Annotated in this window: 15 protein-coding genes and 3 tRNA genes; 15 read left to right on the plus strand and 3 right to left on the minus strand. The window is 45.5% G+C overall.

What is annotated here, in order from left to right:
• The first annotated feature begins 125 nt into the window (after nucleotides 1-125).
• Nucleotides 126-1,622: a PGF-pre-PGF domain-containing protein gene (locus tag EO93_RS03945; RefSeq protein WP_048161202.1), complete on the plus strand. Its 1,497-nt coding sequence runs from the start codon at nucleotides 126-128 to the stop codon at nucleotides 1,620-1,622.
• Nucleotides 1,623-1,869: 247 nt separating this feature from the next.
• Here EO93_RS03945 and EO93_RS03950 read toward each other — a convergent pair whose 3' ends face one another.
• Entirely contained in the window at nucleotides 1,870-2,811 is a 942-nt protein-coding gene (locus EO93_RS03950) for a nucleotidyltransferase domain-containing protein (RefSeq protein ID WP_048136444.1), read from the minus strand.
• A 449-nt stretch (nucleotides 2,812-3,260) separates the two neighbouring features.
• On the opposite strand from EO93_RS03950, the gene EO93_RS03955 reads away from it, so the two are divergent.
• Entirely contained in the window at nucleotides 3,261-4,520 is a 1,260-nt protein-coding gene (locus EO93_RS03955; protein WP_394297241.1) for a M20 family metallopeptidase, read from the plus strand.
• Between the two features lie 160 nt (nucleotides 4,521-4,680).
• Complete coding sequence (locus EO93_RS03960; RefSeq protein ID WP_048161193.1) at nucleotides 4,681-5,118, plus strand: GNAT family N-acetyltransferase; 438 nt, start codon at nucleotides 4,681-4,683, stop codon at nucleotides 5,116-5,118.
• 144 nt (nucleotides 5,119-5,262) lie between these two features.
• Here the strand turns inward: EO93_RS03960 and EO93_RS03965 are convergent, their stop codons facing one another.
• Nucleotides 5,263-6,882, minus strand: a complete 1,620-nt coding sequence (locus EO93_RS03965; RefSeq protein WP_235284100.1) for a glycoside hydrolase family 15 protein — start codon at nucleotides 6,880-6,882, stop codon at nucleotides 5,263-5,265.
• Between the two features lie 949 nt (nucleotides 6,883-7,831).
• On the opposite strand from EO93_RS03965, the gene EO93_RS17885 reads away from it, so the two are divergent.
• Entirely contained in the window at nucleotides 7,832-7,987 is a 156-nt protein-coding gene (locus EO93_RS17885; RefSeq protein WP_200898081.1) for a hypothetical protein, read from the plus strand.
• Between the two features lie 96 nt (nucleotides 7,988-8,083).
• On the opposite strand, the gene wrbA is transcribed toward EO93_RS17885, so the two are convergent.
• On the minus strand, nucleotides 8,084-8,713 hold the full coding sequence (wrbA, locus tag EO93_RS03970) for an NAD(P)H:quinone oxidoreductase type IV (protein ID WP_048161195.1): 630 nt from the start codon (nucleotides 8,711-8,713) through the stop codon (nucleotides 8,084-8,086).
• Nucleotides 8,714-9,048: 335 nt separating this feature from the next.
• Here wrbA and EO93_RS03975 point away from each other — a divergent pair, with 335 nt between their 5' ends.
• The 11 genes from EO93_RS03975 (at nucleotide 9,049) to EO93_RS04025 (ending at nucleotide 17,034) form a co-directional block, all read left to right on the plus strand.
• On the plus strand, nucleotides 9,049-10,176 hold the full coding sequence (locus EO93_RS03975) for a glycosyltransferase family 2 protein (RefSeq protein WP_048161196.1): 1,128 nt from the start codon (nucleotides 9,049-9,051) through the stop codon (nucleotides 10,174-10,176).
• A 636-nt stretch (nucleotides 10,177-10,812) separates the two neighbouring features.
• Nucleotides 10,813-11,433: a DUF106 domain-containing protein gene (locus EO93_RS03980; protein ID WP_048161197.1), complete on the plus strand. Its 621-nt coding sequence runs from the start codon at nucleotides 10,813-10,815 to the stop codon at nucleotides 11,431-11,433.
• Entirely contained in the window at nucleotides 11,433-11,975 is a 543-nt protein-coding gene (gene cmk, locus EO93_RS03985) for a (d)CMP kinase (protein ID WP_048136437.1), read from the plus strand. Before EO93_RS03980 ends, cmk begins: the two co-directional genes overlap by 1 nt.
• Nucleotides 11,976-12,498: 523 nt before the next feature.
• On the plus strand, nucleotides 12,499-13,515 hold the full coding sequence (locus EO93_RS03990) for an RNA-guided pseudouridylation complex pseudouridine synthase subunit Cbf5 (protein ID WP_048136436.1): 1,017 nt from the start codon (nucleotides 12,499-12,501) through the stop codon (nucleotides 13,513-13,515).
• Nucleotides 13,516-13,605: 90 nt separating this feature from the next.
• Nucleotides 13,606-13,688: transfer RNA gene (locus tag EO93_RS03995), tRNA-Ser, on the plus strand.
• A 394-nt stretch (nucleotides 13,689-14,082) separates the two neighbouring features.
• Nucleotides 14,083-14,571 (plus strand): 30S ribosomal protein S13, encoded by a 489-nt coding sequence (locus EO93_RS04000; protein ID WP_082098585.1) that lies wholly within the window; start codon nucleotides 14,083-14,085, stop codon nucleotides 14,569-14,571.
• 22 nt (nucleotides 14,572-14,593) lie between these two features.
• The gene (locus EO93_RS04005) at nucleotides 14,594-15,259 is read left to right on the plus strand and encodes a 30S ribosomal protein S4 (protein ID WP_048161198.1); all 666 of its coding nucleotides are present in this window, start codon (nucleotides 14,594-14,596) and stop codon (nucleotides 15,257-15,259) included.
• Nucleotides 15,260-15,261: 2 nt separating this feature from the next.
• Nucleotides 15,262-15,642 carry a 30S ribosomal protein S11 gene (locus EO93_RS04010; RefSeq protein WP_048136434.1) on the plus strand — a complete coding sequence of 127 codons (381 nt, stop codon included), beginning with the start codon at nucleotides 15,262-15,264 and terminating at the stop codon, nucleotides 15,640-15,642.
• Nucleotides 15,643-15,714: 72 nt separating this feature from the next.
• On the plus strand, nucleotides 15,715-16,515 hold the full coding sequence (locus EO93_RS04015) for a DNA-directed RNA polymerase subunit D (RefSeq protein ID WP_048161199.1): 801 nt from the start codon (nucleotides 15,715-15,717) through the stop codon (nucleotides 16,513-16,515).
• A 234-nt stretch (nucleotides 16,516-16,749) separates the two neighbouring features.
• Nucleotides 16,750-16,837 (plus strand) — tRNA-Leu (locus tag EO93_RS04020).
• A 112-nt stretch (nucleotides 16,838-16,949) separates the two neighbouring features.
• A tRNA-Leu gene (locus tag EO93_RS04025) sits at nucleotides 16,950-17,034 on the plus strand.
• The last annotated feature ends 1 nt before the right edge of the window (nucleotide 17,035 follow it).

A 17,035-nucleotide genomic window follows, 5' to 3' on the forward strand; every position in this document is an offset into this window, starting at 1 on the left:
TAAATAATCCCTCCGGATTTAATAAAAATAAGTCTGAGAACAGTTATAATAATATATACCAGTACAGCGTATAGAATTTAAGACAGATGACCACTAAGCCCGAAAAAACTAAAGGACTTGTTTTCATGAAAACTATTGAGACCATTAAAGTAAAAAACCGGATCAAAATCTCAAATTTTATCTCCGGTCTTATACTTATCTTATTTTTTGCAGTAACCATACTTCCAGTTTCAGCTTCTGGAATCGAGGCTAGCAGGGAGATTTCTGCAGGAACGGTTTATGCAGGCGGAACTTTCACAGTAACCGTGCACATACAGACAGACCAGTATATTGAAGCTCCCACCCTTGATGAAAACCTTCCTGAGGGATTATCCATAAGCATAGTTGAAAATGCAGGGGCTACGTTCCAGAATACCGACACTTTCAAAGAGTCTACCCTGGAATGGATCTGGGTCGAGAGCCTTCAGGCAGGCGGAGAAAAAACTGTTGTGTACAGGGTTACAGTGCCTTCAACTGCGGAACCTGGAAATTTCACAATTTCGGGTAATGTTTCTGCGTATTCCATCTCCGCTGTTCCTGTTACAGGAGCTTCGGAAATAATAATCACATACCCTCCTCCTGAAGCTAAGTTTTCCGCAAGCCCTCTCTCCGGCACCGCACCTCTTACAGTCCAGTTCACGGATTTATGTACAGGCAACCCGGATTCCTGGGAGTGGGACTTTGATGGAAACGGAAGCATAGACTCTTCAGAAAAAAATCCGGCATGGACCTATGAAATCCCGGGTACCTATACTGTCATCCTCAGGGCAGCTAACACTACCTACGGAAATGATACTGAGACAAAAGAAGGTTACATCCTGGTTATGGAGAAAACCGCGTCTTCCGGAGGAAGCGGAGGAAGCACTGGAGGAGGGGGCGGGGGCGGAGGTGGAGGCTCTCCGGAATCAAGCAGAAATATAGAGCTCAAGGAGCTTTCAAATGAGCAGGTCTTCAAAGGAGTCCACGCCTGCTATACCTTCAAAGGAGAGACAAACGAAATAGTTGCTGTGGAGTTTGACCCGAAAAAGAACTTCGGCAAAACAACCACAATTGTGGAGATGCTAAAGAACACGTCCGCAATAGTGAAAGAGCCTGCCCCCGGAACCGTTTATAAGAACCTGAATATATGGGTTGGAAACAGCGGATTTTCAAGCTCTGAAAACCTTGAAAATGCCCGGATAAGCTTCAGAGTAAAACGGACCTGGCTTTCCGAAAATGACATAAGTGAAAACACAATGACCCTTTACCGGCACAATGAAAATACGTGGAACGCGCTGCCCACAACCCTGACCGGAGAAGATGAAGATTTCTTCTACTTTACAGCAGAAACCCCGGGATTTTCGCCTTTTGCGATTGCAAGCCCTGAAAAGAATACAAAACGGATTGAAATCACCCCTATTAGAAATAAAGAAAGTAATGTCATGAGCACAGGAGAAATATCCGAAGAAGAAAGTGAAGAAAATCTGGCTTCGGATAAAGAAAAAGAAGATAAAGATACTCCGGGAGCTGGAGTTTCATTTACGGCAGCCGGGCTTCTGGCATCATACGCAGCCCTGAAGAAAAAGAAAGAAAGCCGCAAGTAAAACGACCAGGGGCACCTGTAAGAAACTAACAGATAGAAATGACCAGCGAAGCAGTAAGAAACCAACAAAAACAAACGAACAAACAAACGAACAAACAAACAAACAAACAAACAAACAAACAAACAAACAAACAAATAAAGTGGATGGCCAGACAAGCTGGCGTAGGCATCCTATAATAGACGAATTAAAAAGCTGCTCCCGGAGTCAGGAGAAATATTTTCCAGTCCGGGAGGAAATTCTACTAATATCAAATATATCCGCACTTCTCAAGCCAGGTAAGGGACCTTATCCATTCCCCTTTCGGCTCCCTTGAAGTGCCAACGACAAGCCGCTTCATATCCCCGAATTCTTCAACCACGCCGCGGGCTTCTATGATCTCCCCTGGGAGAGCCTGGCCTGCATAGGTGTGGGTATAGGAGAGCACATGGTCGATTTCGTCGTGTTCTACTTTGTAGTAAGAAGGGCTGTCAAAGGCAAAGTCAGCGTTTTTGACCTCGGCTTCGATTTTCATTTTGACCGTATCTTTTCCCCGCTGGAGAGGCTCTTTAATCTGATCCCATTCCCGCACGAAAAGGAGGTCGAAATACGTGCCCTCAACCATGCCGCGGTTGCCTTTTCTGGACTCATGTAACATGAATTCGTCAAAAGAAATCTCAGGGATTCTTTTCCTGTAGATCCTCTGCCACATGTCTTCATCGATTTCTTCGATAGGTCCCTCCTGCTTTTTTGCGGCAGTTATGGCGTCCCTTGCCCTGAACCACATAGGACCGTAGACAACAAAATCGACATCCGAGCTCTCATTCTGCAGGCCTGCAAGCATTGAACCCGTAACTCCCATACTTGTCCTGGGAATTCCTGCCATATCAAGCACCTTTACGATTGCCCTTACACGGCTGTCAGAATTCACAAGCTCCGGGATGCAGTCAGAGGGACGAAGCACCTGCTTTACCTCGGACTCCGGGACAACGTGCACGTCCTGCACCCATTCAGGCCTGTTTTGCGTCATGAATTCGAAAGCCGGACCAAAATCGTATTTTTTGTACCGTTTCCCGTTTAACTCTCTCTCCCCGTTTTCATCCGGAACATAGCGGAGTGTGGATCTTATTCCATCGTTACGGAAGTAATCAGAAACCGCAAAAAGCCAGTCATCGTTTGTAAGAAGAAAATCTCTGAGGCGTGTTTTAAGCATTTTATATCATCCCTGGAGCCTGTGAAGAGTACTCGAATTTAACTGAACTTAACTGCCGCCGATCGACCTTCAGTTAAGAATGACTTAATAATGACTTTATAATAACTTAATAATAACTTAATAATGACTTTATAATGACTTTATAATGACTATATAATGACTTAATAATAACTTAATAATGACTTTATAATGACCTTAATAGCGGCCTTAAAAATGACAGATTAATAACACTTTAACTGCCGTTATTTTAAAATAAACAGCAGGATAAAATGTATTGTACCATTCATGTATTTAACTGTCAGTATTTAAATTCTTAATTAATGGGTAAGAAAATGGAGTAATATATACCTGGAGTAATATATACTGAAAGAGTAAAAATAAAGGAACTGAAAATTATCGAAAAAATAAACGGAATAAACTGCATGTGCAGAAAATCCGAGGTAATATTTTTGAGAAATGATCCGAGTGCAGAAGCGCTTGAAGCCTGGATTATCCGGCTAAGGCGAGAATTTCACCGATACCCCGAACTCAGTTTCAAAGAACATGAAACCCAGAAGAGAATCCTGAAAATTCTTGGAGAACTGGGAATAGAAGCCAGGAAGATTGCGGATACTGGCGTGCTTGCAAGCATCCGGGGCACAATGCCCGGCCCCTGCATTGCCCTGAGGACGGATACTGACGGCCTGCAGGTCCAGGAAGAACTCACAGAAAGAAACGAGGATTATATTTCCGGAAACGATGGAGTAATGCATGCCTGTGGACACGATGGTCACATGGCAATGCTTTTTGGGGCTGCACGGCTCTTTTTAGAAAACAGAGACTTTCCAGGGGAAGTCCGCCTGATCTTCCAGCCTGCAGAAGAGATCCCTCCAGGCGGCTCGGAGAGGGTTATTGCCGAAGGAGGGCTAAAAGGCGTGGATGCAGTTATGGGTATGCACATCTTTACCAACCATGAATCCGGAAGCGTGGGTTTTCGCCCCGGGCCTTTTATGGCAAGCACAAACCGTTTTGAAATCACCCTTAAAGGGAAAGGGGGCCATATCTCAAAACCTGCAAGTTGCATTGACCCTGTCAGGATGGCAACGGACTTCATAAGCAGTATCTATCCAGCCCTCGAAAAACGGCTTGAACCGGATAAATATGTTCTGGGGGTCGGAAGAATCCAGGGTGGAGCCCAGTTCAACAGGACTCCTGACAGTGTAGAGATTCTGGGAAGCTATCGGACATTTGACAGCGAGACTACAGAAATTATCGACATGACAATAAGAGAGTGCCTTGATAGGGTAAAGGAAAGATATGCAAAACCCGGGGAGGAGTTTACAGGGCTTCCGGATTACGCACTTGACATCCTGCATGGGTATCCGGTCCTGGTAAATGACCCTGATTTCACAGGTGCGGTTAACTTAAAACTTCAGGAAAGTTTCCCTGAGCTTACAGTCTATCCGGAACTGGAAAAGACCTTTGCTGCCGAAGACTTTGCAAGCTATCTTCAAAAGGTGCCAGGAATCTTTATTTCACTGGGCACCCGGAACCCGGAAAAAGGGATCGTGGAGATCAACCATTCATGCACGTTCGATATTGATGAAGATATCCTGCTCACAGGTACTGAAATTTTCTACAACATTTCCCTGGATTTCCTGAAGCATCCGGAAAAATATATTGACCTTCAAAAATATAATGGCCCTCAGGAGTATCTCGAAAAAGCCTGAAATTGGAAAAAACCTGAAATCCTGGAGGAGCAGGTAAAAAGGAACAGGTAAGAAGAGGCAGGTAAGAAGGAGCAGGTAAGAAGGAGCAGGTAAGAAGGAGCAGGTAAGGAGGGGCAGATAAATACAGGAAACTGCCCATTTAAAATAAAGGAGAAAAAACATGATCGTCCAGATGTACGATGAATCCAGAAAGGAAGAAGTTCGCGACGTCGTCCTGGAAGTCCTGCTTGAACACGGCTTTGAGTACGACAGGCTTAAAGATTCTGACCTGAAAGACATCAAAGGTTATTATTTCGCAAAAGGAGGCACCTTTTTTGTAGGTATGGCCGACGACCGAGTAGTGGGTACTGCAGGGGTCCGTAAACTTGATGGGAACCTCTGCGAAATCAGGCGCATCTACCTTAAAAGGGGCTTCAGAGGCAAAGGTAATGGAGAAAAACTTTTTCTGGCGGCTCTAAATTTTGCCGAGAAAAACTGTTCGGGTGCCGTGCTTAAAACCGATTCAACCCTTAAAAAAGCGATAGGCATGTATCTCAAGCACGGTTTTACTTTCGTAAAAGAGGAAGAAGGATACCTGTACTATGAGAAACGGTTTTAACAGAAACGGTTTTAACAGAAACGGTTTTAACAGAAACGGTTTTTTATCAACCGTTTTACAGAAACCGTTTTTTATCAACCGTTTTACAGAAACCATTTTTTATCAACCGTTTTACAGAAACCGTTTTACTTAAGAAATTGAGTTTTATTTTCCCGGGAAACTGCAGGTTCCGCCCTCTCTTTTCTCAAGAGCCTGAAGATATTCAAGCACAGCAAGCACAAAAGCTGAGTGAGACCAGGCAAGCGGCAGGACTGAAATGGATCTGCCTTTATCGTCCACCTGTTCTGACATAAGGCCTGTCGGGTGGGTATGAGCTGCACACCACTCCAGAAGCTCAAGGGCTCTTTCCAGGTTTCCGGTTGCGGAGTGCCACTGAGACAGCCAGAGAGTACAGATTATCCAGCTGTTCATGTAGCCGTAGTAACTGTCATGGAGATATCGGGCGATTCCGCCTGAGGGGCGCAGAAGTTCACGTTCGATGGCTTCCATTGTCCGGACAACCTTCGGGTCATCTGGCGGGAGGAGCCCGAAATACCAGACCGCAAACACCGAGGAATCAAGAGTAGGGTCATCGAGGGAACGCCGGAACCGCTTGAGTTTATCATCATAAAGCCTCTCGAGGATTGCCTGTTTAATGCGGTTTGCTGCTTCCCCCCAGACTTCTGCATTGTCATAATCTCCAAGGGAACGGGAGAGTTCACATGCCCCGTAGAGGCCGGCATAGACGGTACATGCGCTGTAGGTATGCACGCCTTTTCGCTCTTCCCAGAGGTCAAAGCTCGAAATGGGAAGCCCGGTTTCCCTGTCCAGGGCTTTTGTAAGGTAATTGGCTGCGGGAAGGACAAGCCCTCTGTAATACCTGCCTGTAGTCCAGACACTCCTTGCAAGCTCCCAGTTGTTGTAGAGGGCATAGAGGGGAAGCCCGGTTTCATCAATCTGGACCATGGGCACGGGATGCCAGGTGCTCCCGAAATCTCCTGCGGGGGTATACTTGTGAAGGAAGTTTCCTCTATGTGTGATTGTCCTGGAGAAAAACTCAAATATCTCCGTACTCAGGTGATGGTACCTCGCTCTGTCGAGCGCAAGGCAGACCCAGGCTGCGTCTCTGGGCCAGCAGTAGGAGTAGAGGTCTGCCCCAAACTGCTTGATATCCGAGTCGCAGGAAGCTATCACCGAACCTGTAATATCCATGTGGGCAACAACTGCAAGGAGGCTGCGGTAAAAGCACTGTGAGACTCTTTCCGGAAGCTGCGGCATCCAGGCAAACTCCGGGAGGACGGAAGCCCTCTCGACAAAAGAGTTCCAGAAATTGAAGTTGTGGTGGAAAAGAGCGCTTCTTCCGGCTGCCTTTACTCTATTATGAATCTTGAGCACATTGCAGTACTTTTTTCCAAAAACGACCCAGAAATGAACCCTTGTTGATTCTCCGGCTTTCAGTTCAGGCAAGGTCCAGCCAAGAGTTGAATCTACCGAGCCGTGGGCTACGGGGTTTCCACTGAGACTTGCATCATCTTCCATGTCTTTCCAGGTGCCTTCAAGCCCTTTCCACTCCGCAGTCCCTACCGCATGCTGGTCAAAGGGAGGGTCACTAGCATGCAGGAAATAACGATCGCGCTTGTAATGGATAAGGGTCTGTTTATCAATTACAGCGGTTTCTCCGATCTTGTTTTCAAGGATCCGGTAGTTCTGGTTGGAAAAAAGACGCAGGTGCTTGGGAGAATTCGAGATATTTTTGATTTCATAGGTCCTGTAAAAAATGTTCACAGACGGATGGACAGCCTCCCAGACCGTAACCTGGAGCCCGAGCTCAGGGTTTTCGAATACTGTTTCCCCTATATTTGAAACAACTTCTCTGCAGATTTCAGGCGTATTTTCATTAGTCGCCTCTTCTTTTTCTGCCCCGGGCTCCTCCCGCGTTCCTGAGATATCAAAAACCCTGCTACAGAAATTTTCTTTGAAATCTGATTTGTACCGCTGCCGGATCTTCCAGTTTTCAAGCCAGCTACAGTAAAGGGAGTCGAGGTCGCATACACCGACCCTTATAGAGTTCCCGTGATTCTCAAGCCCTACATATGGGAAATAGACATCCCTTATAGTCCCTTTCTCATCTTCACAAATCAGGATTTTTCCATTTCCGAAAATCAGCGGCCTAATTTAGGACACCTCCGACTCGATATTCTGCTATTTCGCATTCTATTCTGTACTCTTCTTAGATCAGGTTCTATCATGGGAAATCAAAGCAAAAATGAAAAATCAAAGCAAACCGGTTGAACCACTTATTAAATTCTGCTGGTGTTCTGGACATGCTCTGGGTTTAAGTTCGAAAAGTGCAGGATGTGTCTCAGATGACCAGAGAAATCGAATCTATTATTGAACTTAAGTCCTTATAAGAATTGAATATATCGCTGAAATATTTAAGGGGAAGAAAAGATCTGTGAGAATAACAACTTTATCCTTAAAATCTATCATCCTCAGGCGCGACAGAGTAAAATAGTTTGGATTCATAATATAAAGATAGAAAAAACATACATTTGCTGCATACGATTTTTATAAATATTGTGTGACCAGCCCGTTGAAATTAATTTAATTTCTTGTTAAAGATATATATAAAATTCATACGAAAGTTTATATTTAGTTGTGTTCTTGATAGTATAGCTGATAAAAACGAAGTCTTTAAAGAAAGTATCCACATACAAAAATGTGCGTGTCTACTATGGTTTACGTAAAAAAAATATGTCCCGTTTGCGGGAACGAATTCTTTGTCCTCAAGAGTGCCGAGGAAAAGGCAGTATACTGTACTCTGGCGTGCCTGACAACAGCTCAGGATAAGTTTGAACGCCGAGGCAAAGCCTTCCCGGGCTTTAGCTAAGCATTCTTATTTCAGACAAAAGAAGCAAAGAAACTGAAAGGGAAAACACCCGCAAGAAGGGAACGTTTTTCCGTCCTTATTTATTTTTAAAAGGTTTTATTTTCCAGCGACTTTTCTTGCGATCTGAGTTACATGTCTGCCCTGATAACGGGCCATTGCAAGTTCATTTTCTGAAGGCTGGCGGCTTCCGCCATGTCCGGCAATTGTTGAAGCTCCATATGGGCTGCCACCTGTAATTTCATCCATTCGTGTCTGCCTTTTTTCAGCATATGGAAGCCCTACAATTATCATTCCAAGGTGAAGCAAGGTAACATGAAATGTGAGGATTGTGGATTCCTGCCCCCCATGCTGAGTTCCGCTGGAAGTAAAAACACTTCCTACCTTTCCCACAAAAGCATCCCGGCTCCACAGCCCTCCAACACCGTCAAGGACTGCACGCATCTGAGCTGCCATATTTCCGTAGCGCGTAGGAGTTCCGAATATCAATGCATCGGCTCCAGCCAGTACATCTTCATGCATTTCCCGGGTCAGGACAGGGATATTGGCAAAAAGCTTTTTCGTTTCTATTGCCCCCATCTTTTCCAGGACTTTATCCGGAAGGGTTTCAGGCACCTGGTAAATCCCTACCTCAGCCCCTTCAACCTCCCTTGCTCCAGCAGCAACAGCTTCTGCCATCCTGTAGACGTGCCCGTACATACTGTAGAATATTATATTTACCTTAACCATTCGATCCCTCTGTCAAAACCAATTAAAGATATCACCAGACTGTTTGAATTCCAGATATCAAGCGTTTTTGTATTCCAAAATGTGCTGATATGATCCGTAAGTTCTGGAAAACTCCAAACTCCCCACTTAAAAAGAGTTTTCTGATAGATTATATAGCTTGTTAACAGAAGCTATAGCTTGTTAATAGAAGTCCGGGTCCTTTTCTTTGCTTTATGTTCCAGCTCCTCCGATCCCCCTGTTCAAACGGCACTACAGGAAATATGCTTTGATAATCTCTTCTTGAAAACTGTGAAGTATCAAAATAGTTATTAGGAGATATGCTGTATTAGCTGGGCATGCCCTCTCTTTCTATCGTAATGCCTTCCATGAATGAGGAAGAAACTATCCGTATTTGCATACAGAAAGCTCAGTCTATATTCAAAAAATATGGTATAGAGGGAGAAATAATCGTTGCTGACAATTCTTCGGATAAAACCGCTGAGATTGCAGCATCCATGGGTGCAAAGGTCATAGGCCCGATAAAAGGGTACGGGAATGCTTACCTCAAAGGGCTGGCTGAAGCGAAGGGTGATTATATTGCCATTGCCGATGCAGACAACACATATGACCTCCTTGAGCTTGATAAATTTCTGGACCCCCTTATGGCAGGGGACGCAGATTTCATAATGGGCTCCCGGCTTAAGGGTGAAATCAAAAAAGGAGCTATGCCCTGGCTGCACCAGTATATTGGCAACCCTATCCTGACCGGCATGCTCAATTTTCTGTTCAAAACAAAAATTTCGGATGCACACTGCGGGATGAGAGCTTTTACTAAAGAAGCCCTCGAAAAAATGGACCTTAAAACTCATGGCATGGAACTTGCGTCCGAAATGATAATTGAAGCTGCAAAAAGCGGACTGAAGATCAAAGAAGTTCCCATAACCTATTACTCACGCAAAGCCCCCTCCAAACTGCGCTCTTTCCAGGACGGCTGGAGGCATGTCCGTTTCATGATGTTATACCGGCCAGCCCCTTTCCTTTATCTGCCCGGGGCTTTTGTGTTTATACTGGGTTTTCTCATAACAACTTCCCTTCTTCTCACGGGAAATGCTGCATATAACCGGCTACACTCCTTTATTTTGGGCAGCGTGCTCTTAATCATTGGAGGGCAAATCCTTGCCACTGGCGGGTATATGAAAACCTATGGCCTGATCCACGGCATGTACAGGGATGACAGAAAAGGTAAGAAGTTGCTGAGCTACCATTCCCTTGAAAAAGAACTGCTTGGAGGCTCACTTATCCTGGGTTCAGGTCTCGTTCTTGGGCTAAAAGTCACCTACACATGGATCAGTTCAGGATATGGCTCTCTTGAAGAAATAGAATCCGCAGTTATTTCAATGGTGCTTGCAGCAGTTGGGCTCCAGCTGATCTTTTCTGCAATCTTTGTAAGCGTAATGCTCCTGGAAGTTGATACAGACTGGTAAGGTGATGCAATGAAAATAGCCTTCGTATACGATGCTGTATATCCCTGGATCAAAGGGGGCGCAGAAATGCGCATTCATGAACTGGGGATGCGGCTTTCTTCAAAGGGGCACGATGTGCACCTTTGCTAAGGAGTGAATTGAATGTACACTAATTCGTCCTTAATTTAAATTTAAAGATTTAGTTCCCTAATTTGGAACCGATGCACTAGTGTCGCGTCAATCCTCAAGGATTAAATGATTCAGAATAGTTGTAATCGATTATATCCGACATTTTACTGCTGATGCGACCCTAGTTTCTTCTGATTGTGTTATTTTTTTCTGCTGCATATTCTATCTCCCGGCACTTATCGAAGCATAAATGCAGCCAGAGTCTATCCGAATAGTCTGAATAGTATAACTTATATATACATCGAAACTTATTAACCAGAAAACCTATGTAAACGTCTTAAACCAGCTCGTGCAATCTGAGCTGATTTACTTTGACTAATCTACTAACAACTCTTCAAGCTTACTATTTCAAGCTTATTAAGACTCAATTCATTGTCAGGACTTTATTTCGTCGAGCTCTATCTAACACGATTCTTCAGCTTGAATGAATCATAATTATATTTATTGAACCTTAATGGTGAGGACAACTTGGTTTCAGAGGTATTAAAAAAGCAAATAGACCGGTTCCTGCTGGCTTTCGGTTTTTCCCTTATGTTCGGGATAATGATTCTTGGACAGGATTTCAGGCAGGCTGTAGGAGAAGCAGTAGGGGCTTTAATGGACCCTGTGCTCATGCTGGTCGGACAGGAGAACTTCCACCTGGTTCTTTTAATTATGGCTGCTATCACTGCCATCTACGCATCCCTTATCCAGAAGTACACCATCGACTGGGAACTCATGAGGAACACTCAGGAGCGCATGAAGGTTTTTCAGAAAGAGTTTCGGGAGGCACAGCTTTCCCAGAATACCTATATGCTGAAAAAACTTGAAGACCAGCGCAAGGATATGATGGAAGATCAGATGAAGATGTCAAAGCAGCAGTTCAAGCCCATGGCTTATATCAGTATTATCTCCCTGCCTCTCTTCATGTGGGCTTACTATTACATTAGCGGGCACGGAGCTGCCACCATGGTCTTTCCCTTCTGGGGCGAACAACTGCTTACTTCAAAGGCTTTTGGTCCTTTCCAGCACTGGATCTACTGGTACTTTATCTCCTCTCTCGGGGTCAGCCAGCTTATCCGGAAGGCGCTGAATATCGGTGGGGTCTGATGCAGATCACAGTGAGTGGGCTTCCCGGGAGCGGGACAACAACCCTCTCCAGGCTCCTGTCTGAATACTATGAGCTTGAGCTGATTTCCTCTGGTGAAATCTTCAGGAAGATGGCAAGGGGGAGAGGAATGAGCCTGTCTGAGTTCGGTGCCATGGCTGAAAAAGATCCCTCCATTGATCTTGATATCGATAAAAACCAGAAATCCATTATCCATACCCAGGACAACATCATTCTCGAAAGCCGGCTTGCAGGCCATATGGCTGAAGGGGTACCCAATGTGCTTAAAATCTGGATAAAAGCCCCACTACTGACAAGGGTTAAGCGTATCCAGAGGCGTGAGAAATCAATCTCCTTTGATGAAGAACTGGGAAAAACGGTTGAAAGGGAAAAATCCGAAGCCCTTCGTTATAAGAATTATTACGGCATTGATATTGCAGATCTATCAATCTACGACATTGTTATCGATTCTGAAAAATGGAACCAGTACCAGACTCTTGATATCCTCAGGGTCGCTATTGACTCTCTTGTCGGACCGGAGTGATTTTTCACCAGCCCTCCGATTTACCGAGGTAGAGTTTTTATATCAAGCGTAGGGTTTTATCTGCCGAACCCTGATATTATGGATACCATATCTATACGGGACATTTATGTTGCTACTGATGCCTGATGTTGCTGCTGATGCCTGATGTTGCTACTGATGCCTGATGTTGCTACTGATGCCTGATGTTGCTACTGATGCCTGATGTTGCTACTGATGCCTGATGTTGCTGCTGATGCCTGATGTTGCTACTGAATATCTTACCTCTATATATGCCTGTTAACTCTCTGCGCCCGTTATGAAGGTTGCCTTACATTGATTGTCTCCATAGGGCATAACTATCTTTGCTGTAAATTCTTTACTGGAAATTACCTGTACTTTCTCGATACCTCATATTTACTACAGGTGTTTTAGATTTACTTGAATAACTCAGATTTAAAGAGTATCTCAGATTTAAAGAGTATTTCATATCTTTACACATTACCTATTTGAATCCATAACCACAACCCAGGAGTTTTGAAAAACCATGTCATCCGCCGGCAAACTGCCCGCAGAAGTTGAAAGAACCCTTGTCCGAAAGTCCGGCGCCTGGACAAATCCATCCTATGGCTGTTATCCGGAAAAGCGCCCTATCCTTGAATATATCGAAAAAGGAGTGGTGAATATTGACAAGCCCAGTGGACCTACAAGCCACGAAGTTGCAGCTTGGGTAAAAGCCATACTTGGTGTGAATACGGCAGGGCATGCAGGTTCTCTTGATCCGAAGGTTACAGGGCTTTTGCCTACCTTGCTGGGCAAAGCTACAAAAGCCGTACCTGCCCTGCGTCTCTCAGGAAAAGAGTATATCTGCCATCTGAAACTTCACAGGGCTATGCCTCCAAAGCTGGTTCGCCAGGTCTGCGAGGAATTTACAGGCCCTATTTACCAGATGCCTCCTATAAAATCAGCTGTTAAACGTGTCACAAGGGTAAGGACAATCTATTACCTGGAAGTGCTTGAAATTGAGGGCACGTCCGTACTCCTCCGCGTTGGGTGTGAGGCAGGAACTTATATCAGAAAACTCTGCCATGACATCGGGCTTGCTCTGGGCTGCAGAGGGCATATGCAGGGACTCCGCAGGACTAAAGCAGGGCCGTTTACGGAAAAAACCATTGTCACTCTCCATGAACTGAAAGACGCTTATGTGTTATGGAAGGAAGAGGGAGATGAGTCCGAACTGAGAAGGGTTATCCGACCAATGGAATCTGCCGTATCCCACCTTCCCAAAATTATCCTGCGGGACAGTGCAGTGGATGCGGTTTGTTCAGGCGCTTCCCTGGCAGTCCCTGGCATCACAAGTCTGGACTCCAATCTGACTAAAGGGGAACTTGCAGGGCTCTTTACCTTAAAAGGGGAATTTGTGGCTCTTGCAAAGGCTGAAATGAACACTGAAGAGATCCTCAAAGCTTCTGCCGGTATTGCAGCTTCTCCTATCCGCATACTTATGAACGCAGGAACTTATCCAAAAGGCTGGGCTAAAAAAGAGGAGCCTGTTCAGCTCTAACCTTTTAAATTCTTTTTTCCGTATACATTCCTAGAATAAGATTTATATACCACTATTCCGTTATGGTATAAGTCGTGTCATAAGCTCTGTGCCGAGGTAGTCTAGTGGTAGGGCGCAAGCCTGGAAAGCTTGTGGGGCTTAGCCCCTCGGGAGTTCGAATCTCCCCCTCGGCGTCAGATTTTTCTCATTCTGATGTTTTTACAAATTTTCAGTATTTCTTTAAAGATTTCTTATACTACTTCGACTTTCTTGTTCTACTCTACTATTCCTATGCTTTTTCTATCGATTTCTGTGCTTTTTCTATTAAACACGATTTCTGTACTATTCTGTGATGTTGTTTTTCTATATTTTTCTTTCACGTCTTTTCTTTATTCAGTAAATTTCCCATTATCATCTTTCAGTTCTTCCGAAAATTCACTTTCAGTGGGGGGCGGGCGCAGATATCCTTATATACTGGCAGTTGCATGTAAAAGAACTCATCAGTATATGCTGTAAAGAAGCTCCTTTAGAGAGCTGCTCCTGAGTTTTTCGTGTATTCTTTAAGGGTATTCGATCAGGGGCTACAGGATGCTGTATGCACTCCAATGGAGGAAGTATATGGTTGAAGCAAAAAATAACGAAGAACTAAGGCATCTTGTTCGGATTATGAATACCGACCTGAAGGGCGCAAAGCCCGTACAGTATGCTCTTACAGGTCTTCCCGGAATCGGGAGGCGTACTGCAATACTCATTGCAAAGGGCGCTGGGGTAAACCCTGCTGCTATACTTGGATATCTTCCGGATGAAGACGTAGCCAAACTCGACACTGCAATCGGAAGTTTTGAGGATCTCGTCCCTACCTGGATGCTTAACAGGCAGAATGACCTGGCCACCGGAGAAAACAAGCACCTGCTCGGAACAGATATCGTACTGACTTTCAGGGAAGACATTAACAACCTGAAGAAGGTCCGTGCCTACAGAGGTCTCAGGCACGAGAGAGGCCTTAAGGTCAGAGGACAGAGGACAAAATCCACAGGCCGCCGCGGATCAACTGTCGGTGTGAGCAGGAAGAAGTAATTTTTCGTTAAGGTGATTTGAAATGGCATATCCAGGTAAAAAAAGTAAAAGTTACGAGACTCCCAGGCACCCATGGCAGGAAGCCAGGATGGCTGCTGAAGTCCAGCTTGTGAAGGCATACGGCCTCAGAAACAAGAAAGAAGTCTGGAAAGCAGCTAGTATGCTAAGGATGTACAGATCCGAAGCCCGAAACCTGCTTGCAAACGTCGCTGGCGGTCAGGAAGGCGGACTTGAAGGTCACCTGAAGACTCAGTCCGAAGAAATTCTTGCCAAGCTCATTCGTTACGGTATTATCAAATCGGACGCTAACATTGACGATATTCTTTCTTTAAAGACTGAAAATATTCTTGAAAGGAGACTCCAGACCCAGGTTCTCCGTCTCGGGCTTTCCAGGACAGTTGTCCAGGCACGCCAGTTCATCACTCACGGCCACATTGCAATTAACGGAAGAAAAGCTACAATTCCGGGAATGCTGGTCTCAAAGGAGGACGAGATGCATATCGAGTACTATGGGAACTCCCCTCTCATGAGTGAAGCCCACCCTGAAAGACCTGTCCAGGTAGCATCCTACCTTGCAGACAGCGCAACAACCCTTAAGGCTGCCGCTGAGGCAAAGCAGGCAAGAGAAAGACCTCCCGAAAGGAGAGGCGGTCCAGGTGGAAAGAAGAAGAGAGGAGGGAGGAGATAAACATGGCAGACATGAAATGGGCTGTGGCCCACATCAAATCCTCATTTAACAACACGATCATTACGATAACTGACATCACCGGGGCTGAAACTATTGCAAAGTCCTCTGGTGGTATGGTCGTAAAGGCTGCAAGGGACGAAAGCTCTCCTTATACTGCCATGCAGATGGCTGGCCAGCTTGCTGACCAACTCAGGGACAAGGGCATCCACGGCATCCACATCCAGGTAAGAGCTCCCGGAGGAAACAAGCAGAGAAGCCCCGGACCCGGTGCACAGGCTGCAATCAGGGCTTTTGCAAGAGCAGGAATCCGCATTGGCAGGATTGAAGATGTTACTCCTGTCCCGCACGACGGCACCCGTCCGAAAGGCGGAAGGCGTGTATAAAGAGAATTATTCAGAGAATTCTTCAAAATTCTCTTTTTTTAAGGTATTCAAAATTAAGGGGAATTAAGGTATATGACGATGGAAGTAGACATTCTGGAGTTATCGGACAGATCTGCAAAGTTTGTGCTGTCCAGGGTAAGCACGGCGTTTGCTAACGGCATCCGGCGTGCCATGGTCGCTGATGTACCCACTCTTGCAATCGAGTATGTAAACCTTTACGACAACACCTCCGTACTCTATGATGAACAGCTGGCTCTCCGTCTCTCCTTAATACCGCTTGTAACGGATATAGAGACGTACAGGCCTCAGGCTGAGTGCGACGTCTGCGAAGGAGAAGGTTGCCCTGCCTGCGAGGTCTCCCTGACCCTCAGTGCAGAAGGCCCCGGAATCGTTCATTCGCGGGACCTTATCTCCGCTGATCCCAAGATCCAGCCAGCAGATCCGAATGTACCGATTGTTGAGCTGAAAAAGGGACAGAAGCTTGTGCTCGAGGCTATTGCCCACATGGGCTATGGTAGAGACAGCGTTAGATGGCAGGCAGGCGTTGCATGTGGCTACAAAAACATGCCTGTTATAACCATTGAAAACTGCGATGCCTGCGGGCACTGTGCAGCAGAATGTCCTAAGGACATTATCAAGGTTGAAGAGGCCGGAGCAAAGATTGCCGAGGATGACGTCATAAGGTGTTCCCTCTGCAGGCTCTGTGAGAAGGTCTGTGACATCAATGCGATAAAGGTGAACTATGATGAGAGCGCTTTTGTTTTCACCATGGAGTCCGATGGTTCATATACAGCTAAAGACCTTGTCCTTAACGCCGCACATGTGGTTAAAGGCAAAGCCGAAGGCCTGATGACAATTCTGGACCAGCTCTGAATCCTGGTTTAGCCCGGGTTCAAGCACCATTTTTCCGACCGTATTCTGGCCTGAAAACCCTCCTTACAGGGGCTTTCCTGCGCCCGGATACTTCAGGAATTATTCCGTTTACTGCGGGATCTTTCAACAATTATTGCCAGTGCCCCTCACGGCTCGAAACGTTTATATATTATCCATGATATTGTGAGGAAGTGCAAGGCGTAAAGCGCGCCGGAATTTAACAGGAAACAAGATGCGAGGGTTGCCCAGCCAGGTCAAAGGCGCTAGGTTGAGGGCCTAGTCTTGTAGGAGTTCGTGGGTTCGAATCCCATCCCTCGCACCAAATTTCTTAATATTATTAACTTTAAATTCAATACGCTTTTACATAAAAAAAATTATAATAAAGTTCTTTAAGCCAAAAATTCTTTAAGCCTATTCATTTGCTACATCTAAATGCGAGGGTTGCCCAGCCAGGTCAAAGGCGCTAGGTTGAGGGCCTAGTCTTGTAGGAGTTCGTGGGTTCGAATCCCATCCCTCGCAC

Source organism: Methanosarcina sp. 1.H.A.2.2 (assembly GCF_000979975.1).
Lineage (GTDB): Archaea > Halobacteriota > Methanosarcinia > Methanosarcinales > Methanosarcinaceae > Methanosarcina.